Raw genomic sequence first — 20,112 nt, forward strand, 5'->3', positions numbered from 1 at the left:
CCCAGGCCCTTTCCTCAGGAAAGGGCCTGCCGCTATTTCACTCTTGCCAGCGTAAAACCATCCCAGCCTTTACTGCCGACCGTTTGGAGTGCGGTGGCAGAAAGGCGCGGGTTGTTGCCCATCAGTTCAATAAAAGTGCGTACACCCTGGACGCGGTCATCAGTGCTTTCGGGGTTGGCAACCTCGCCGTCGCGGACCACGTTATCACCGATGATTAACGTCCCGGGACGCGAATATTTCAATGCCCACTCCAGATAAACCGGGTTGTTCGGCTTATCGGCATCAATAAAAATTACATCGAACGGTGCGTCGTGGCCTAAACCGGCCAGCGTTTCTGCCGCTGGGCCAACATGCAGGTCAATCTGTTTTTCCAGCCCGGCAAGCTGAATGTTCCTTTGCGCAACTTCGGCATGATGAGGATCGGCTTCAAGGGTGATTAGCTTCCCGTCAGCGGGCAATGCTCTTGCCATCCAGACGGAGCTGTACGCGCCCCGCGTCCCAATTTCCAGAATCTTTCTCGCGCCGGTCATCTCCACCAGCAACTGCAGGAATTTCCCCTGGTTCGGGGCCACATCGTGGGCAGGCAGCCCGGCGGCATGATTATTGGCCAGAATTTGCTGGAAAACAGCATCGGAAGGGATCAGGGAATGAACGAGGTACTCATCAACATCGGACCATTTTTTCTGCATCGCTTACTCCATGTTTAGAGATAACGTTTTCCCTCTCGCTTTGCGGGAGAGGGAATGGGATATCCGATCAGGCAATACGCTGCGTATGCTCCGCTTCGCTGCGGGTGATTTTCACCGGCACGGATTTTGACGTCGGCGTGCCCGTACCGTCCCCGACGCTGCCGAGCGGCACCAGCGGGTTGGTTTCCGGGTAATAGGCCGCGAGATTACCGCGCGGGATGTCATAGGCCACCAGCTTAAAGCCGCTAACTTTACGGATGATGCCGTCATGCCAGATGGTTTCTATATCGACCTTATCGCCATCGTTCAGACCGAGCTCACCCATATCATCAGGATGAATAAACAGGATTTCACGCTGGCCGTACACGCCGCGATAACGATCGTCGAGGCCGTAAATCGTGGTGTTGTACTGGTCGTGAGAGCGCAGCGTTTGCAGCGTGAACGGGGCTTCCACACCTTGCCACAGCGAATCCGGCAGCGGGGCATTGCTGAACTCAGCCTTGCCGCTTGGCGTATTAAAGCGCAGTTCTGCCGCCGCGTTGCCCAGGTAGAATCCCCCTGGCTCTTCGCAGCGCTGATTGAAATCTTTAAAGCCAGGTAATGTGGCGGCGATGTGATCGCGAATCAGGTTGTAGTCGTCGGCCAGCGCCAGCCAGTCCAGTTTGCTTCTGCCCAGAACGGCATCAGCGATGCTGGCCACAATCGCGGTTTCAGAGCGCTGGGTGTCCGCAATCGGCTTGCCGATGCCTTCGGAGGCGTGAACCATGCTAAAGGAGTCTTCGACGGTGACAAACTGGCGGCCAGAAACCTGCATGTCTTCTTCGGTACGGCCAAGCGTCGGCAGGATCAGCGAGGCTTGACCCGGCACCAGATGGCTGCGGTTCAGCTTGGTGCTGATGAACACGGTCAGGCCGCAGCGGCTGATGGCCTCTTCCGTGCGCGGGCTGTCCGGCGCCGCAGCGGCGAGGTTGCCGCCAAGCGCAATCAGCACTTTGATTTCGTCGCGCAGCATCGCAGCCAGGGCTTCAACGGTATTGTGGCCATGTTCGCGCGGAGGCGTAAAATCAAAGTGTTTGGCCAGGTTATCGAGCAGGCTTACCGGCGGCTTTTCATCGATCCCCATCGTGCGGTTGCCCTGCACGTTACTGTGGCCGCGCACGGGGCAAAGGCCCGCACCCGGACGGCCTAAATGGCCGCCCAGCAGCTGCAGGTTAACGATTTCCCGCACGGTATTCAGCGAGTGTTTGTGCTGGGTGATGCCCATAGCCCAGGTGAAAATCACCCGCTTTGAATGCTGCCAGATAGCCGCGGCGTCGCGAAGCTGGAGTTCGCTCAGGCCGGACTGCCGGGTAATTTTCTCCCAGCTGGTTTCATCGATGGCGGTAAACCAGGCTTCAACGCCGTGGGTATGGGCATCGATAAACGCCAGGTCAAACACGCCGTCTTCACCTTCGGTGATGAGGCGACGATGGGTTTCCAGCAGGGCTTTTGCCATGCCGCGTACCGCCGCCATGTCGCCGCCCAGATTTGGCTGGTAGTAGTTGGTGCTGATGGTGCCCGCCAGCGGGGTGATCACTTCCAGCGGTTTTTGCGGATCGGCGAAGCGTTCCAGGCCGCGCTCGCGCAGCGTATTGAAGGTGACTATTTGCGCCCCGTTTTCTGCCGCATGGCGCAGGCTGTGCAGCATTCGCGGGTGGTTGGTGCCGGGATTCTGACCAAACACAAAAATGGCATCGGCTTTGTCGAAATCATCCAGCCGAATAGTGCCTTTCCCGACGCCGATACTGCGTTTTAGCCCGCTGCCGCTGGCTTCATGGCACATGTTTGAGCAATCCGGGAAATTGTTTGTACCCAGCATGCGGCCAAAAAGTTGATAAAGATAAGAGGCCTCATTGCTGGCGCGGCCGGAGGTGTAAAGTTCAATCTGGTTGGGGTTATCCATCGCCTGAATATGTTGCGCAATCAGGCTAAGCGCGCTGGCCCAACTGATAGGCTCGTAGCGATCGGTTTGTGGATTGTAGCTGAGCGGTTCAGTCAGGCGGCCCTGATATTCAAGGAAGTAGTCGCTTTGCTGATAGAGTTTGCTGACGCTGTGCTGGGCAAAAAAATCGCTGTCGATAAAGCGGCGAGTCGCTTCCCAGGTGACGGCTTTGGCGCCATTTTCGCAGAAGCTAAAGGTGCTTTTGTTATCATCCCCCCAGGCGCAGCCCGGGCAATCAAAGCCTTTGGCTTTGTTCATGCGCATCAGGTTGCGCAGGTTTTTCAGGGCATGTTTGCTGTCGATGACGAAGCGGGTGGTCGCTTCGAGAGAACCCCAGCCGCCCGCTGCGGCCTGGTAAGGCTTAATCGCCGATTTGAATTTCATATGGCAGGTGTCACTTGTTATGGTTGATTGCGCAATAACACAGATGAGTTGCTTACCTTTAGTTTACTCCTGATTAACATTTGTGGAAGCGCTAACGTCAATCGGCCATCAACGAAACGGCCAGGATTCACGGCAGCAGGCTGTTAAAATGCCTGGCATTAATGCCAATCAATGAAGGGAATACTGATGTTGTATGCCAGTGATATTAGGGATATTGAAGAGCTGCAGCGCGTTGAGACAGCCGCTGCGCACCGCTTTCTTGCCGTGCCTGAACTGGCTTTTTTAGCCTCCGCTGGGGTAACGAGCAAGCAGACTCACGCCTCTGCCATCGAAAATAAGCTCGCCTGGAAGGTCGTCGGGAGCGACGGCAGGATCCAGGGTTTTTGCTACTGCGAGCGGCACGAGGATTCGCTTTATCTGGCGGAGATATCTACCCACCCGGATTTTCAGCGTCAGGGCGTAGGGGCTATGCTGCTGGCTGAGGTCAAACGCATGGGGCAGGCGCTTGGCGTAAGCCAAATCACACTGACAACTTACAGAGATGTGAGCTGGAATGGCCCCTGGTATGTACGCCACGGTTTTGTCGTTATAAATGATGCGGAGTTAACGCCGGCGCTTGCTTGCTGCCTTGCGCACCAGCGCGAAGAAGGCCTGATGATTTTACCCCGTTGCGCAATGCGGTATTTACTCGGGGAGGGGAAGCCCCCGGTCGGTAAACCATTTTTGTAGCCGCGTGAGCTGGCGGATGTGGTAGCCGATGGCCAATTCTTCGTACAGCGTCGAGGGAGGCGTCAGCGGCGCGACATCGGGTCTGCCGCTCAGGATGGCCCGTCGTGCCTGACGCCAGGCCCGTTGTTTCATCTCAATTTCATCTGGCCTTGTTACCCGATGTTTACTCACGGTCATAGTCTGCCTACTTATTGTGAGGCGCGATTATACCCTGCAAAGCCGTCAATATGTTGTCCGATCTCCACGTGTGTTAATTTTCGTTCAAAAAAATCTAGTCTTGTCATAATGTTGCGTAATAATTACCCAGCAGACGCGCGATATATTCTGTCAATGGCTGACACGACCTGTCATTTGTTCGCGCTAACATTCCTGACACCGACTTGCAGGAGAAACACCCATGACCCCCCCCGAAAAAAGCACGCAGCTTGCCAACAGAATTGCCGGTATTTTTTGTGAAATGCTGAGCTGTGAGCGCGTGTCCCGCCATCAACTGGCCAGTAAATTTGGCGTAAGCGAACGGACGATATACCGGGATCTCCGGCGGCTAAGCAACTATGTTTATCATGTGGGGGACGATCAGTATGCCCTCAGCCTGGAAGTCACCCAGCAACTGGAAAACTATCTGCAACGAGTGAAGCGGGAAAAATGATCGGCTACAGGCGATAACGGGCTTAAAGCTTCGTGGCTCCGCCGCCGATAATGCGATAAATTATTCTTTTTATTAACAAAATAACCACAATTAACTCAAGGGTAAGATGCGTACTGAAAGCTTAACTGATATCGCCTATCGTCACTTTGTGGAGAGCGTAAAAGACTACGCTATCTACATGCTGAACGTTGATGGCACCGTAGCCACCTGGAACGAGGGGGCGCTGCGAGCGAAGGGATATCTGCGCGAGGAGATTGTGGGGCAGTTTTTTGGCGTTTTCTACAGCGATGCGGAGCAAAAAAACGGGCTGCCCGAGCGTAATCTGAATATCGCACTTAAAAATGGAAAATTTGAAGGGGAAGGCTGGCGCTATCGCAAGGATGGCAGCCGGTTTTGGGCTCATGTGGTGATTGATGCCATCTATGATGAGCATCACACGTTGTTGGGCTATGCCAAAATTACGCGGGATATTAGCGAGCAGAAGGTCGTGATCGACAAAATCTCGTGGCTTGCTCGCTACGATGCGCTGACCGGGCTCCCTAACCGAGTCGAATTCTTCAGTTTTGTGGAGAAACTGTTCGCTGAGTCTGACTATAACCACATTGCTATTTGCACGGTTGATCTCGATAAATTCAAAGAGATCAACGATACCGAAGGGCATCTGGTGGGTGACCAGCTTTTGCAGCGGGTTTCGTCCTCAGTGGTTAAAGCGATGGAAAAAGATGAGATAGTTGCCCGCTTTGGTGGCGACGAATTTGTCGCCGCGAAGCCTTACAACCACGACGACGAACTGCGTAATTTCACCGAGCGCTTGCACAGCTGTTTTGTCGGCAAACAGATTTTTGCCCACAGCGAAATTACCGTTAGCGCCAGTATCGGCGTGGCGGTTTACCCGGATGACGCCACGGACATCAATACGCTTATCAGCAATTCAGATCTGGCGATGTACCGTGCCAAAGCTAATCTGGATAACAAGATCTGCTGGTATGAAAAAGACATGGACGAAAAAACGCGGCTGCGTAACCTGATGGCCGCGGATATTCGCCGTGGGATCAAAGAAGGGCAGTTCTTCATTCATTACCAGGAGAAACGCTCGCTGAAAGATAAGGCGATTACCGGCTATGAGGCGCTGCTTCGCTGGAATCACCCGGAGCAAGGACTGATTCCCCCTGATGAATTTATCCCTATTGCCGAGGAAAGCGGGGCCATTGTTCCGCTGGGCTATTGGGTGATTGAAACGGTATGTAAAGAGTCGCTTGCCAACAAGCTGGACAAAAAAATCTCGATCAATATTTCTCCAGTGCAGCTGCGTAATCTCAGCTTTATCGACAATGTCCGTGACATTCTCATGCGAACGGCGTGGCCAATAACGCTGCTTGAGTTTGAGGTGACGGAGACGGCGTTCATCATTAATAAAAAGCTGACGTTTAATATCCTGCATCAGTTCCAGAAAATGGGGATCAGCATTGCGCTGGATGATTTTGGTACCGGATATTCTTCTTTGAGCACGCTGCGGGAATTCCATTTTGACGTCATCAAGCTGGATCGCAGCTTCCTGACGAACGTTGAAAGTAACTTCCAGGCGCGTTCCTTCGTTCGGGCGATCATTTCGCTCGGCAACTCCATCAATACGCCGCTAATCGCCGAAGGAGTGGAAACCAACGAGCAGTTACGTATTCTGGAGGAAGAAGGGTGTACCGAAATTCAGGGCTTCCTGTTTGGACAGCCGGTTGATATCAAAAATATTCATCGCTGAAAGGGCGGCAGAACAGCGGCTGGTACAAACCTGTGATCCACTTAACTCTCCGGGACTTCTGTGAGCTTCATTAACGCAAATCTGTGACGTGGCGCGTAATGTTTTTCTGCGCCGGGGCCGATGACCTTTGAAGGGAATTCCCCATACAAAGAGAGTCACGGACATGTCGATAAAAACTCTGACCCCACAAAACGGCGTGCGCTTCTGGCATCACATCCGGCTGGTGCCGCTGTTTTCCTCTATCCTCGGCGGCATTCTGCTGCTGTTTGCGCTATGCATCGGTTTCGCCAGCTATTTTCTCATTCAGAGTGACCGTGCGCTTCAGGACGTCACCGAAGAAATCCAGGTGCGAATGGGGCTGGCGGACAGCGCCAACCACCTGCGTACGGCACGTATCAATCTGATCAACGCCGGAGCCGCAAGCCGCGTGGCGGATATGGATCAGGTTAAGCAGAACGTGGCCAATGCCGAAGGGCTTATCAAACAGGCGCAGGCTGGCTTCAGCGCCTATATGGCCCGCAAGGTAAAAACGCAGGCAGACCAGGCACTGGACAAAGTGCTGCAGGATGACTTTGCCGCCTACCTTGAAAAAGGGATGAAGCCAATGCTGAAGTTCGCCAAAAACGGCATGTTTGAGGCGATCATCACCCATGAAAGCGAAGTGGTGCGCAAGCTGGACGGCGATTACGATGCCAAACTGCAGCAGGCCGTCAATATTCGCACCGACCGCGCAAACGCCCTGAGAGAACAGGCCGACAGCCGCACCCGCACCAGCGTGGCGTTGATGGCCGGGGCCTTTGCGATTGCGCTGTTTATGACCGTGTTCACCTTCATCATGCTACGTCGCGTGGTGATTGGCCCGCTGCAGCGCGCCGCGAAGCGAATCGAGCACATCTCCGGGGGGGATTTGACGCTGCCAGCAGAGGCGACCGGCAACAGCGAAATTGGCAAACTCAGCCAGCACCTGCAGCATATGCAGCAGCAACTGGTCAGCACAGTCAGCACGGTGCGCGAAGGTGCCGAGGCTATCTATCAGGGCTCGAGTGAAATTTCCGCCGGCAATACCGATCTCTCTTCCCGCACCGAGCAGCAGGCGGCGGCCATTGAACAGACCGCCGCCAGCATGGAGCAGTTGACCGCCACGGTGAAACAAAACGCCGACAACGCCCACCACGCGACAAAGCTTGCGGAAGATGCCTCCCAGAAAGCCAGCGACGGCGGGCGTATTGTGTCGGGCGTGGTCAGCACCATGGACAACATTTCAGCCAGTTCGAAGAAAATCTCTGAGATCACCGCGGTGATTAACAGCATCGCTTTCCAGACCAACATTCTGGCGCTGAACGCCGCTGTGGAAGCGGCAAAGGCGGGGGAACAGGGGCGAGGTTTCGCCGTGGTGGCAAGCGAGGTGCGAACGCTGGCACAGCGTAGCGCCCAGGCGGCAAAAGAGATCGAGGGGCTTATCAGCGAATCCGTGTCGCTGATCGACAGCGGCTCCCGCCAGGTGGAGCAGGCCGGTACCACCGTGACCGGGATTGTGGAAGCCGTTCGCCGCGTGACCGATATTATGCTGGAAATTGCCGCCGCTTCGGATGAGCAAAGCCGGGGCATTCAGCAGGTTGGGCAGGCGATACACGAAATGGATAACGTCACGCAGCAAAATGCCTCACTGGTGGAGGAGGCGTCAGCCGCCGCCGTTTCTCTGGAAGAGCAGGCCGCTCGCCTGACGGAGGCGGTCGGTACCTTCCGGCTGACGACAAGCTTCGCCGCTGCGCCGCAAAAACATCCCGTTATTTCGTCTCCAACATCTGCCCCGCCGCGCCCGGCGACGGCGTCTGCCGATAACTGGGAAACTTTCTGATTTACCTCTCGCGGCTCAGCAATGGGCCGCCTCTCACTTCTTTTAGTTTCGCTCCGCACGCTGTTGCGCCATGCCTTTAGAATCAGTAAGGTGTGCGCAAATTGACGAAATAGCCGGAAAAAACATGAGTTCAAAAGATCCGCTGCACGGCGTGACGCTTGAAGCGTTGCTTAACGCTCTGGTCGAACGTTACGGCTGGGCCGAAATGGCGCGGCAGGTAAATATCAACTGCTTTAAAAGCGATCCCACCATTAAGTCCAGCCTGAAGTTCCTGCGCCGTACGCCCTGGGCGCGCAAAGAAGTGGAAGAGATGTACATCGCCTCTCTGGATGAGCCTGAGACCGAAAACGACTTACCTGCGGACAGCCCCTGGGCTAACTGGCAGGCCAAAAATAAGGAATAATCATGCTAACCGGCCTGAATCACCTGACGCTTGCGGTGCGCGATCTGGCGCGGAGTCTGGCGTTTTATCAAAGCCTGCCGGGCATCAGGCTGCATGCGCGCTGGGACGCCGGGGCTTATCTTTCCTGCGGTGACTTATGGCTGTGTCTTGCTCTGGACGCAAAGGCCGGTGAGCGGCCCGCGCATTATACCCACTACGCGTTCAGCGTGAGCGCAGAGGCCTTTCCCCGAACGGTTAAGGCGCTGGAACAGCAAGGCGCGCGGGTCTGGAAAGACAACCGCAGCGAAGGGCATTCCTTCTACTTTCTTGACCCGGACAACCACCAGCTTGAGCTGCACGTCGGGGATTTAGCCAGTCGGCTTACGGCCTGCCGGGCAAAACCTTATCAGGGTATGACTTTTCAGGGCGTTGGCCTGACGGTGCGGCATGCCTCGCTGGAGGAGATCCTCGCGCTTTACCACCGCCTGCCCGAATTTGATGATTGTAAAAGCGTGGCGGATCTTCAGACTCGTCTCGCAACGAACCAAACCAGCCAGCTTATCGCCTGTGTCAACGGCGTTCCCGCCGGGTTTAAGCTCGGCTACGCGCTCGGTGAGACGGCGTTTTACAGCTGGCTCGGCGGCGTTTTACCTGAGTTCAGGCGGGACGGCGTCGCTCAGGCTTTACTGGTCGAGCAGGAAAAATGGGCGATGGAACAGGGCTTCTGCACGCTGACCGTGAAAACTCGCAACAAATTTTGCGGCATGCTAATGATGCTGCTTAAAAACGGCTATCAGCTTATTGAGATTGAGCCGAAGGGCGACACGGACGATTACCGCCTGCTGCTGCGCAAGTCGCTGGCAGCCTGAAACAGCCCTTTCAGTCGCATCTGATTGGCGTATAGCCTTGACCGGGCTAGGCTACACGCTGGTTTTTAACCGGGAGGATCCCGCTCATGATGACATCTCCAACCTTGAGTCAGCCGACAATTCAGGCCGTTAATACGCTCGGCCAGTGGCTGGCGCAAAGCGATTTTACAGGCGCGCCGCAGGCACAGGATGCCGATCTGATTATCCTGGCCGGTAACGCCGTGATCCCAACCCTCGAGGCCGCGTGTGAGTTTGCCGCCAACAGTGAAAAACCGCTGCTCATCGCCGGCGGCATAGGCCATTCCACAACATACCTCTACGCGGAAATTGCTCGCCACCCGCGCTACAACACGATTCCAACCACCGGCCGTGCCGAAGCGGCGATCATCCAGGACATTGCCCACCAGTTCTGGAAAGTCCCGAACGAGAAAATTATTACCGAAGAGAAATCGACCAACTGTGGGGAAAACGCGCGGTTTAGCGTGGAGAAAATGGCCGAACATGGCCTGAGCCCCGAGCGTGTGCTGATTATTCAGGATCCGACCATGCAGCGCCGCACCGTGGCGACTTTTGCTCGGGTTTGGCAGGGCGACGCGCAGGCGCCGGAATGGCTAAGCTGGCCCGGTGTGGCTCCTGAATTAGTCGAGGGAGAACAGGGCACTGTTTTTGCCGGAGAAGCTGAAGGTTTATGGCCGATTGAGCGCTACGTTTCGCTGGCGCTGGGTGAAATCCCTCGCTTACGTGACGACGCAACCGGCTATGGCCCGCAGGGGCGGGACTTTATCGTTCACGTCGATATTCCCCCGCATGTGATGGCCGCCTGGCATGCGCTCCAGCAGGACATGGCGCTAAGCGCATTGATTCGCCAGCGGGGGCTGTAATCCCTCGATCTTGCCCTGATAAACGTTATGGCTAAAAAATCACACGCTGAAACAAATTAACGCCCATAATATGTTGATGTTAATACTCTTTTAATGTTTCTTCGTTATCCTGGCATTCAACGTAATTTCAGGGCAGGGTCTCTCATGCGGACTAAATATACCTCGGTACAGATTTCGATCCACTGGCTGGTTTTTCTGCTGGTCGTGGGGGCTTATTGCGCCATGGAGCTGCGTGGCTTTGCCCCGCGCAGCTACCGGCCACTGATCAACGCCATTCATTTCACCTGCGGCATTTCCGTGCTGGGGTTGATGGTTGCCCGTCTGCTGGTTCGCATCAAATACCGCGCCCCGGCCATTGTGCCAAAGCCGCATCCGGCGGCGATCGGCATCTCTCATCTGGTCCACACGATTGTCTATCTGATGTTTATTGCGCTGCCGGTGCTGGGCTTCCTGGCAATGTACTATCGCGGCAGTGACTGGGTGGCCTTTGGGTTAAACATGCCGGTGGCGGCGGTGCCGGACGAAGACATGGAGTTTAGTCTCAAGTCCTGGCATGAACTCCTCGCCAACACCGGCTATTTCGTGATTGGCATCCACGCCTTCGGCGCGCTGTTTCACCATTACGTCTGGAAAGACAATACGCTGCTGCGGATGATGCCCGGCAAGCGCCAGCGGCCCTGAGCGCCAGCCGCTAGCCTTTTGAATACTGCCGGGGTGAGCAGCCCATCACCCGCTTAAAAGCTTTACCGAACGCGCTTTCAGATTCATACCCCAATGCCACCGCAATACGCGCCAGGGAATCACCCGACTGGCGCAGCCTGTCGCAGGCCAGCATCATGCGCCAGCGCGTCAGGTAATCGATAGCGGATGCGCCCGTCACCGCTTTGAACCGGGCGGCAAACGCCGACCGCGACATTCCCACGCGCTCAGCCAGTTTTTCCAGCGTCCAGTTGAAAGCGGGCTCTTTATGCATGCAGGTCAGGGCCAGACTAAGCTGTTTATCCGCCAGCGCATACAGCCAGCCCACGGCGGGTTGCTGAGCTAAGTGCAGCCTCAAAGCCTGAATCAGCAGCATCCACGCAAGCTGCTGAATAATAAGCGCGCTACCGGGGCGAGGCTGGCGGACTTCATCGGACATTTGATCCAGCGCCCAGCGCATGGCGGCCTTACTTTCAGGTTTCTGAATGCAGACCACCGGCGGCAAAGAACTCAGCAGCAGATCGGCCGCTTCCCCGCTCAGCACAAAATGGCCGCCGACCAGGAAACAGCTTTCCTGCTGGCCGGGGACAACGTCAGGCCCCAGCTTGCCCGCCTGGCGCAGCGTGTAGAAATCTACAGGTGCGGCATCAAGCCCGGTCGCGAGGCAAAAAGGCGGCCCCGGCGGCAGGAGATAACAGTCCCCCGCCTGTAGCAGCAGCGGCTCGTTCATACCCTCAACCGAAAGCCAGCAGCGGCCTGACACCACGGCATAACACTTGATGCCGGCATGCTCAGGCCACTGAATGGCCATACCTTCATGCAGCGCCACGCCGCCGGAGGCATAGCTCTGGGGTTTCAGCAGAGAAAGCAGTTCAGACAGCGGATCCATAGCAACTCCAGACGATGAGACCAAAAATGGCGACTTTTGAACATTGTTCGTCTTTCTTCCCCTGTTTACAGTAAATCCCGTCGGACGGCAACTCAGTCCTCAGTGACGTTTTGGGGTAATGACTATGCGTATTTTTGTCACCGGTGCGACCGGTTTTCTTGGCTCGGCCATCGTGCAACGGCTGCTCGCCGCCGGGCATCAGGTACTGGGGTTAACGCGTTCTCAGCGCGGAGCCGAGGCTTTATCAGCCTGGGGCGCAAAAGCACATTATGGCGATCTGGATGACCTCGCCAGCCTGCAGCACGGGGCAGATCTTGCTGATGCCGTGATTCACACTGCGTTTAATCATGATTTCTCTAACTTTGTCGCCAACTGCGAGGCGGACGGGAAAGTGATTACTGCCATGGGGGACGCGCTGGTGGGCTCGGTTCGCCCGATGGTGATCACCTCCTTTGTGGCAATGGGCGCCACTGAACCGGGCCAACCGGCGACGGAAGCGGGGTATAACCTTCAGACGCCAAACCCACGCAAGGCCACGGAAATTGCCGATGCCAGCCTGCTTGAGCGTGGCGTTATCGCCTCGTTTGTGCGGCTGCCACAGGTGCATGACACCTTCAGGCAGGGGCTAATTACGCCGCTTATTGAGCTGGCTCGCGACAAAGGCGTGGCGGCATATGTTGACGAAGGCAAAAACCGCTGGTCGGCGGTGCATCTGAGCGATGCTGCCCGTCTGTATGTTTAGGCGGTGGAGAGAGGCGTGGCCGGGGAGCGCTACAACGCCGTGGCGGAAGAAGGGATCGCGACTAAAACGATCGCCGAAACGATCGGGCAGGGGCTTGGTGTGCCGGTACGCAGCATTGCCGCCGACAAAGCCAGCGATCATTTTGGCTGGCTGGGAAATTTTGCCGCCCACGACATGTCGGCCTCCAGCGCCATCACGCAGCAGAAAACAGGCTGGCGGCCATCAGGACCCGGTCTGATTGAAGACTTGCAGAAGATGAAATACCGCTAATTACCCATCGCCCGGCCTAAAACCGGGCGATGGGCTGACAATCAGAAGCGAACTTCGCCACCAAAAATCCAGGTTCTGCCGCGGGCGGTATTCGCCCGGCTGGCATCATCCCCTGGCCCTGGCATCATATTGAGCTTGTTCAGCGCCTCGGAGTAATCCCGGTTCATCAGGTTTTGCACCGTAAGCTTCAGCATCAGATTGCGGTTCACCTCGTAGGTGCCGTAGAGATCGATAATCGTTGGGATCTGCGGCAAATCCTCTTTTATGATGGCGCCGGTGTGCTCATCGGTTTCAAAATCAGGCGACAGCCGCCGTGCTTTTCCGGTGTATTTGACTATCGTCCCGAGGGTCAGCGCCTCATCGAAGAAACGTACCCCGGCATCCAGCGTCATGTACTTTCTCGGCAGCTCGGTCATGTCCCCTGCGCCGAAGTAGGTGCTGGCGATGGACGTGGGCTGGTCGGTCAACTGCTGGCTAAAGGAGAGACGGGTGAAGGCGAAGCCTGCGTCGTAGTCCATCTCCAGCTCAACGCCCTGGGCGGTGACGCCGGTGGCAGAGTTCACGTAAATGTACATATTGTCGCTGTAGTCGTCGCTCATGTCTGCCCAGTCGTTGCCAATGACCTCGGACATGCTGCATTTTCTCCCGCTGGAGCAGACCTGGTAAGATTCGCTGAAAATATAGTTCTGGATCTTGCTGCGATAGCCCAGCGCCTTAAAGCGCAGCGAGTCCTGCTGAACGAGCAGATCTTTGGTGTCGATATTAAATCCGGCCTGCCAGGTTTCCGCGAGTTCAGGTTTTAAGAACGGGTTCATGGATGCGCCGCCGGAGTTGGAGAAAAACATCTCCTGAATATTTGGCGCACGCATCGATTTACTGTAGCCGACAAATGGCTGAAGCCACGGCGTAGCCTGGGCCGACAGCTGGACCGATGGGTTAAAACCACTTTCTCGTTGGTCAACGTCATAACTTCCCTGGGGGACGCAGACAACGCGTTCGTCACAGGGCGGCTTATGCCCGGTAATTCGGTTGCGCGTGTAGTTGAGGTTAAGATCCGCCTGCCAGATACCGCGCGTCACCTGCAGTCCGGTGTATAACGCCGAAATATCCTGCCGCCCGGAAGGTGCGAATGGATTGTTTTCTATAGCCTCCTGGTTGGTTTTCTCATCCCCTGCGGCGGCATTAATAAGCCTGGTGTAACGGGTGCGCATTAGCTTACTGCCCAGCGTAAACGCCAGATCGTTATCGCCCAGGCTAAAACGGCTGGTATTGTTTATATCCAGCGCATCGGAACGGTTTTGCGCGGAGGTGCTGTAAAAAGTAAACAACGAATCATCCCGGTATTTCTGATCGCCGCGGCTGGTGCTGGCCGCGACGTTAAAATCAATTAGCTCAGAGAACGGGGCATAGTGATATTTAATATAATAATCGTCGCTGGTGATGTCCCGGCGGGAGAATCTATTTTCATAGGTTCTCGCCGACAGTTCGACACTATTAAATTCGTTGGGCTTAATATCCATTTTATAAAGCTGGGATTTCGGGTTCTGCTTCATGAATTTATCGTAACCAAACTCTTCACTATTAATGCCTGAGCCGTTCGAGAAATTAGAATAAATAGAACTGCCGCTGATGGCGGCCATTGCGCCCAAGCTCCCGGTGTCGCTAAAGGCGTCTGTTCTTCCGGCCGACGCAATCATCCCGCTGCGCCCGATCCCGTTGCTGCCCACCGAGAAGCGCGACCGCAACCCGTAATCATTCCCCTTAAAAATCACGTCATCGACGCCGAGGGTGCGCATGTTTGCGCTGCCGGCAAGGGCGTTGATTCCCGCAGAACCACTGCTGTCCCCACGCGTAACGTCCACGCCGACCAGGAAATTCGGGTCGATAAGCACCCCGGCCTGGTTGTTAGTGGAGCCGTGAACGGTAGTGCCGGACGTTGTGGTGCCGTAAAAGCTTTGGGTAATGCCGTCCACCATTGTGTTAACCCGGCCAAAACCGCTCATCCCGCGAATGTTCACGCTCACCGTCCCCTGGCCAGGATCGATTTGGGTATAGGTGCCAGGCATACTGCGGAGCGTGGCATCCAGAGATTGCAGGTTTTTATCCGTGGCGCGGGAGCTGGTTGCGCCAGGTTTTTCCAGCGCCTCTTGTTCGCGGGTAATATTTCCGGCGGAAACATTAAGTGGGCTAAATACCGCCGAGCCTTTTTTGTCCCCGTTAGTTATTTCATCACTATTTTTTGCCAATCCGCTGGCGCTGAGCAATAACATGCCCGAGCCGAGAGTTACGGCCAGTTTATTAACGTTCATACGTGTCCTTGAAGTATTGTAATAAAATAAAAGTTATTTTTATTATTATGTTGCCTGAGTAGGCCTTCCCATTAAGGGAAGGCTTCCAGGTTAGTGCTGTTTATCTGCCTCCAGAATAAAACTGTATTCGAGGGCGGTATTCTCCAGGCGTTTTATTCGGCCTGATTTACCGCCGTGCCCGGCCTGCATCTCGGTCATCAGAAGGATTTTGCCGGAGCCCCGCTGGTTTTCACGCAGCTTCGCGACCCACTTTGCTGGCTCCCAGTATTGCACCTGCGAGTCGTTGAGGCCGCTGGTCACCAGCAGATTTGGGTAGTGCGAAGGCTTAACGTTGTCGTAAGGACTCCAGGATTTGAGCCGCAGATAGTCCGTCTTACGGTGTGGGTTGCCCCATTCGTCATATTCTCCCACCGTGAGCGGCAGGGATTCGTCCAGCATGGTTGTCACCACATCCACAAACGGCACCTGCGCCACCACGGCATTAAAGAGTGTGGGCTGCTGGTTAATCACGTTGCCCATCAGCAAGCCGCCAGCGCTTCCGCCCATGGCGTAAAGTCTGCCAGCCTGCCCGAAGCCCAACTTAACCAGGCCGTGGGTTGCATCGAGAAAATCATTAAAGCTGTTGGGCTTGTTTTCCAGCTTCCCTTGCTGATACCAACGCTGGCCAAGCTCACCCCCGCCGCGAACGTGCACAATAGCGAACACAAAACCGCGGTCCAGAAGGCTGAGTCTGTTGGCGCTGAAGGCCGGATCCATGCTCATTCCGTAGGCACCATAGCCGTAAACCAGCAGCGGGCTGTGGGCCGGTTTGAACATTTTTTTGTTATACACCAGCGAGACGGGCACCTTCACGCCGTCGCGGGCGGCGATCCAGATCCGCTCGCTGTGGTAATTCTCCGGCGAGGTGTTATTGACCTCCTGGCGTTTTAGCAGGGTACGTTCGCCGCTGGCCAGATCCCATTCATAAGCGCTGGTGGGCGTGGTCATCGAAGAGTAGCCATAGCGCAGCTTGCCGGCCTGTGGCTCCGGGTTATAGCCGAGCCAGGCCATATAGCTGGCGTCATCAAACTGTAGCGTCTGCTCACTGTGGTTCAGCCAGTTAATCTTGCGTATCTGGCTCAGCCCGTCCCGGCGTTCAGCCACCACCAGCCAGTCTTTAAACAGGGTGAATCCTTCCACCATTTTATTGGGTTGGGGCGCAACCACTGCCTGCCATTTGTCGCCGGGTGCGTGGCTTTTATACAGCCCAAAATTGGCGCTTTCCTGGTTTGCACGCAGGTAGAACTCTCCCTCAAAATGGTCGAGATAATATTCAATCCCCGGCCTGCGGGTGACGAAAAGTACCGGGGGTGTTTCGGGTTTATCCGCATCGATCAGGCGGGCTTCTGATGAGGTGCTGGCACTGAGCGTGATGATTAAATAGCGGTCCGAAGCCGAACGGGAAAGCCCAAGATAATAGCCGCCGTCAGCCTCTTGATAGACCAGCACGTCCTCGGCAACAGGCGTGCCGGGACGATGCCGCCAGACCTGCGAGGGCACCAGGGTTTGTGGATTATTGCGGATATAAAACAGGTAGCGCCCGTCATTAGACCACACCATATTCCCGGAGGTGTTTTCGATCGCATCCGGGAGCCATTTTCCGCTGTTCAAATCGCGCAGCGAAAGGCGATACTGGCGGCGGCCCGTTGTGTCCTCGGCAATCGCCATCATCTGATTGTCCTGACTGACGACCAGGCCATTTAGCTGGTAATAGGCCTGGCCTTTGGCACGCAGGTTGCCGTCCACCAGCGTTTGCCAGTCACCTTCGCCCCCGACGAGCTGCCGCTGGCTGACGGCGTATTCTTGCCCGGCCAGATAAACATCCTGATAGCGATAACCGTTTCGCTGGAAGGGTACAGAGCGGTTTTCCTGGCTCATTCGCGCCACCATTTCCCGATACAGCGTGTCCGTTAACGCTGCGGACGGCTTCAGTACCTCGCGGGCGTAATTATTCTCCTCCTCAAGATGACGCAGCACTTTCGCGTCGCTGCGGCTGTCATCCCTGAGCCAAAAATAGTTATCCACGCGAACATCGCCATGCTCAATAAGCTGGTGGGGAATTTTGGGCGTAGCCGGGGGCTGCGGCGCGTCGGCGATTGCCCAACGGGCAGATAGCGAACAGACGAGGAGCAGCGGGGTGGCTTTCCATAGTTTTTCCATGAGGCGTCCTTAATGTCGGGCGATGGAGCGCCCTGCCGAATATTCAGCATAAAGTTAACGTTCAGGTTGTGGGGCTTAGCGCTAGCTTCGGCTAAGTTCCGTCAGGTCGAAATTGATTGGCATTGTGACGTTATACACGCCTCCCTTTAAGCGCTCGACGGGCGGTTTCGGCAGCGGCTGGGCACGTTCTAAAACGGCCACGGCTTCCCGATCAAGCGAGCGCGTTCCCGATGAACCGGTTAGAGAACTGGCAACAACTTTGCCCGCAGCATCCACGGTAAACGTCACCACTGCGATGCCCGTTCTGGCACGCTGACGGGCGTCGCCGGGGTAGCGTTTGAAGCGGTTGAGATGGCCTTTGACCCGACTCTCCCAGCTATCCTGCTGGCTGTGTTGTTTCTCGGCATCACTGTGGTAAGGCGCGGCAATACGCGAGGACACCACGCTGGGCTGAGGAGCGGCATTGGTCGAGATGGCCGCCTGGCTGCTGTCGCTGGTTTGCTCCCTGACGTTGCGCGGTGGGCGAGGTTTTTTCTTTTCACCTTCGGCAGCTTTTTTCCGACGAGTGACTTCAATCACCGCATCTTTGGCTATCGGCAAAGGCTGCTGTTGCTTGTCTTCAGCCTGCTGCTTTTCTTCTGCTGCCGCTGACTCCTGCTGGGCAATGCCCACCGGAAGCGGGACTGGTGTCGGCGGGGCTTCGATATCGTCGGCCCATTGCAGCATCACGGCGGGCGCAGGCTCCAGGGCAGAGGGCGTGTCAGACACCTGCCAGATTAGCGCTAAAAAAAGGCCTCCGTGGAGAAGCAGAGACAGCGTAAAACCCGTGCCGCTTCTGCCCGCCAGAGAAGGCGTCAACGTGTCTGTCATCGACGGTTACCGTTTTGCCGGAGCAGGCGCAACAAACCACACATAATCAGCCTGCTCTGCCGTGATATTCATGCCTTTTTCCGCCAGCATCAGCACTACCGGCTTCGAGGCGGGAGACAAGTCCTCCATATGCAGCGGCACGCCGATGCTCCTGGACGCATGATATCCGCCCGCAATCAGTAAAGCGGGCGTTGGGGCGCTCAGCAACTGTTGGGCCATATAGCGATCGCGCTGCTGCTGAATCGCCAGCATTGACGTCAGCTGTTGGCCTTCGATGTTGCCCCCGTGCATGGCAATAATCGTTTCTTTCAGCGCGGCCTGTACGGCGGGCACGGTTGATTTTTTCCCTTCCGGGAAGCGCGGGTCTTTATAAAGACGCATTATCTCATCGCGGTTGATATTGGCGTTGAGTAAAGGTGAGGGCGCGTGCAGGGCTTCGGTCACGACGCCGCCATACATCTCCCACGGCCAGCCTTTCTGCCAGTGAAGCAGTTCCTGAATGCGGCTGTCCCGCACCTGCGGCTCCTCTTTGAGCCAGGCCTTCACCTGGGTGACGCGCGGCTGTTGGCTGGCGGTTAGCATCTCCAGCAGGACGCTGCCCTGAGGACGCTCTTTTTGCAGATTCTGCAGCAGCCAAAGCTCAATCTGGTGATGTTCGGCGTTATCGTGCTTTTCGCCGACGATAAGCCGCTGAGCGCTGGCGAGTTTGGCCAGCAGCTGTCGTTCTGTCAGCGTTTCGCCACTTTGTAAATCAATGATTTGCCCATGCGTGACGGCGACATGGCTTGCCGCTTGAGGCGAGGGAGAGGTTTGGCTGCAGGCGCTGAGGCCCAGGCTGGCTAACGCTATCAAAGACGTAAGGATCAATTTTTTATGCATATCTTTTGCCCGGAGGTAGCCTTCACTGGCTGTTAGTCTTGATGTCGATCAATTTACCGCGGGCAGGATGTTAACAAATAAAATATTTAAATGATACTCATTATCATTTAAATATTCTTACAGGCAGGTGATTTGAGCGACAGTTAGCGTTGATAACAGCAAAAATGCCGCCTGAGGGCGGCATCTGTAGAGCAAAATAGCGTGATTGCTTAGCGAGTGTAACGCGGCGCTGGCTGAGAAGCGCTCAGATGCGAGCTAATCACCCGGCGTTCAGCCTCCCAGTTATCCCATTCGTGGCCATCCTGCAACGAAGGAATGGTCACCTTTTCACCGGCATCAAGGCCGACCAGCGCGGCATCCACCATATCTCCGGTACTCATCACCCAGCTTTGCGGCAGATTTTCGTGCCCGCCCACGCCGGCAATATTCCAGAAATCCGTGGCCGTGGCGCCAGGCAGCACGGCCTGAATGCGCACGCCGGACTCCGCCAGCTCCTGCTGCAAAGAGTGACTCAATGCCAGCACGAACGCTTTACTGGCCCCGTAAACACCGTTCAGCAATTCAGGGGCAATAGCGACGACCGAAGCAATGTTAATAATGGTGCCGTGCCGGCGGGCAGCCATTGCCGGGGCCGCCGCATAGGTCAGGCGAGTTAACGCAGTCACGTTGAGGTCTATCATCGCGGTCATTTCATCCACGCTGGCTTCCAGCACGCTTTCTTTTGAGCCAAAGCCCGCGTTATTCACCAGCAGCGTAATAGACTCGTCGTTTTTTAGCCGCGTTTCGATCTGCTGCAGCTCTGTCGCGTTACCCAGATCGGCGGGAACAACCTCCACCGATTGCCCGCTTTCTTCACGAATGCGCTGGGCGACCTGGTTCAGGCGGTCCGTGTTGCGAGCCACCAGAATCAGGTTATAACCGCGTTTAGCCAGGCGGGCCGCGTAGACGGCGCCGATCCCGCCGGATGCCCCGGTGACGAGGGCTGTGCCTGTAGATGTGTTGCTCATTGTGTAGCTCCTGAAAAGGGGGTTAATTGACGAAAGCAACATTAACACTGGCTTTTTGTGTCTCAAATGT

The 20,112-nt window shown here is 55.9% G+C and carries 16 protein-coding genes and 2 pseudogenes; 10 read left to right on the plus strand and 8 right to left on the minus strand.

Annotated elements, in window-relative coordinates; all coding sequences use genetic code 11:
- Positions 1–32: 32 nt before the first annotated feature.
- Positions 33–689 carry an O-methyltransferase gene (locus tag WFN87_RS02510; RefSeq protein WP_336981010.1) on the minus strand — a complete coding sequence of 219 codons (657 nt, stop codon included), beginning with the start codon at positions 687–689 and terminating at the stop codon, positions 33–35.
- Between the two features lie 67 nt (positions 690–756).
- The gene (locus WFN87_RS02515; RefSeq protein WP_336981012.1) at positions 757–3,054 is read right to left on the minus strand and encodes an FdhF/YdeP family oxidoreductase; all 2,298 of its coding nucleotides are present in this window, start codon (positions 3,052–3,054) and stop codon (positions 757–759) included.
- 186 nt (positions 3,055–3,240) lie between these two features.
- On the opposite strand from WFN87_RS02515, the gene WFN87_RS02520 reads away from it, so the two are divergent.
- From WFN87_RS02520 to cybB, 9 genes and pseudogenes are all read left to right on the plus strand, one after another.
- On the plus strand, positions 3,241–3,783 hold the full coding sequence (locus tag WFN87_RS02520; RefSeq protein ID WP_008459201.1) for a GNAT family N-acetyltransferase: 543 nt from the start codon (positions 3,241–3,243) through the stop codon (positions 3,781–3,783).
- A gap of 397 nt (positions 3,784–4,180) precedes the next feature.
- Complete coding sequence (locus tag WFN87_RS02525; protein ID WP_008459199.1) at positions 4,181–4,432, plus strand: HTH domain-containing protein; 252 nt, start codon at positions 4,181–4,183, stop codon at positions 4,430–4,432.
- Between the two features lie 106 nt (positions 4,433–4,538).
- Positions 4,539–6,188 carry a putative bifunctional diguanylate cyclase/phosphodiesterase gene (locus WFN87_RS02530; protein WP_336981015.1) on the plus strand — a complete coding sequence of 550 codons (1,650 nt, stop codon included), beginning with the start codon at positions 4,539–4,541 and terminating at the stop codon, positions 6,186–6,188.
- 163 nt (positions 6,189–6,351) lie between these two features.
- Positions 6,352–8,046 (plus strand): methyl-accepting chemotaxis protein, encoded by a 1,695-nt coding sequence (locus WFN87_RS02535; RefSeq protein WP_336981017.1) that lies wholly within the window; start codon positions 6,352–6,354, stop codon positions 8,044–8,046.
- Positions 8,047–8,170: 124 nt separating this feature from the next.
- A complete protein-coding gene (locus WFN87_RS02540; protein ID WP_166992729.1) occupies positions 8,171–8,449 on the plus strand; it encodes a VF530 family DNA-binding protein in 279 nt (92 codons plus the stop codon).
- A 2-nt stretch (positions 8,450–8,451) separates the two neighbouring features.
- Positions 8,452–8,850, plus strand: a pseudogene (fos, locus tag WFN87_RS02545) (fosfomycin resistance glutathione transferase); the annotation flags it as partial.
- Entirely contained in the window at positions 8,842–9,297 is a 456-nt protein-coding gene (locus WFN87_RS02550; protein WP_336981369.1) for a GNAT family N-acetyltransferase, read from the plus strand. The pseudogene fos and the gene WFN87_RS02550, both read left to right, overlap by 9 nt.
- An 86-nt stretch (positions 9,298–9,383) precedes the next feature.
- Positions 9,384–10,178 carry a YdcF family protein gene (locus tag WFN87_RS02555; protein WP_336981019.1) on the plus strand — a complete coding sequence of 265 codons (795 nt, stop codon included), beginning with the start codon at positions 9,384–9,386 and terminating at the stop codon, positions 10,176–10,178.
- 144 nt (positions 10,179–10,322) lie between these two features.
- Positions 10,323–10,859 carry a cytochrome b561 gene (gene cybB / locus WFN87_RS02560; RefSeq protein WP_336709606.1) on the plus strand — a complete coding sequence of 179 codons (537 nt, stop codon included), beginning with the start codon at positions 10,323–10,325 and terminating at the stop codon, positions 10,857–10,859.
- 10 nt (positions 10,860–10,869) lie between these two features.
- Here the strand turns inward: cybB and WFN87_RS02565 are convergent, their stop codons facing one another.
- Positions 10,870–11,766, minus strand: a complete 897-nt coding sequence (locus tag WFN87_RS02565; protein WP_008459185.1) for an AraC family transcriptional regulator — start codon at positions 11,764–11,766, stop codon at positions 10,870–10,872.
- 124 nt (positions 11,767–11,890) lie between these two features.
- Here WFN87_RS02565 and WFN87_RS02570 point away from each other — a divergent pair.
- A pseudogene (locus WFN87_RS02570) lies at positions 11,891–12,778 on the plus strand (SDR family oxidoreductase).
- 41 nt (positions 12,779–12,819) lie between these two features.
- Here the strand turns inward: WFN87_RS02570 and WFN87_RS02575 are convergent.
- From WFN87_RS02575 to WFN87_RS02595, 5 genes are all read right to left on the minus strand, one after another.
- On the minus strand, positions 12,820–15,087 hold the full coding sequence (locus WFN87_RS02575; protein WP_336981022.1) for a TonB-dependent receptor domain-containing protein: 2,268 nt from the start codon (positions 15,085–15,087) through the stop codon (positions 12,820–12,822).
- Positions 15,088–15,177: 90 nt separating this feature from the next.
- The gene (locus WFN87_RS02580) at positions 15,178–17,286 is read right to left on the minus strand and encodes a S9 family peptidase (protein WP_336981024.1); all 2,109 of its coding nucleotides are present in this window, start codon (positions 17,284–17,286) and stop codon (positions 15,178–15,180) included.
- Positions 17,287–17,367: 81 nt separating this feature from the next.
- Positions 17,368–18,156 (minus strand): cell envelope integrity protein TolA, encoded by a 789-nt coding sequence (locus tag WFN87_RS02585; protein WP_336709597.1) that lies wholly within the window; start codon positions 18,154–18,156, stop codon positions 17,368–17,370.
- Positions 18,157–18,162: 6 nt separating this feature from the next.
- Positions 18,163–19,035 (minus strand): ChaN family lipoprotein, encoded by an 873-nt coding sequence (locus WFN87_RS02590; protein WP_336981027.1) that lies wholly within the window; start codon positions 19,033–19,035, stop codon positions 18,163–18,165.
- Positions 19,036–19,244: 209 nt separating this feature from the next.
- Positions 19,245–20,042 (minus strand): SDR family NAD(P)-dependent oxidoreductase, encoded by a 798-nt coding sequence (locus WFN87_RS02595; RefSeq protein ID WP_336981029.1) that lies wholly within the window; start codon positions 20,040–20,042, stop codon positions 19,245–19,247.
- Positions 20,043–20,112 lie beyond the last annotated feature (70 nt).

The organism is Cedecea sp. AS113 (genome assembly GCF_037152415.1).
GTDB lineage: Bacteria > Pseudomonadota > Gammaproteobacteria > Enterobacterales > Enterobacteriaceae > Cedecea.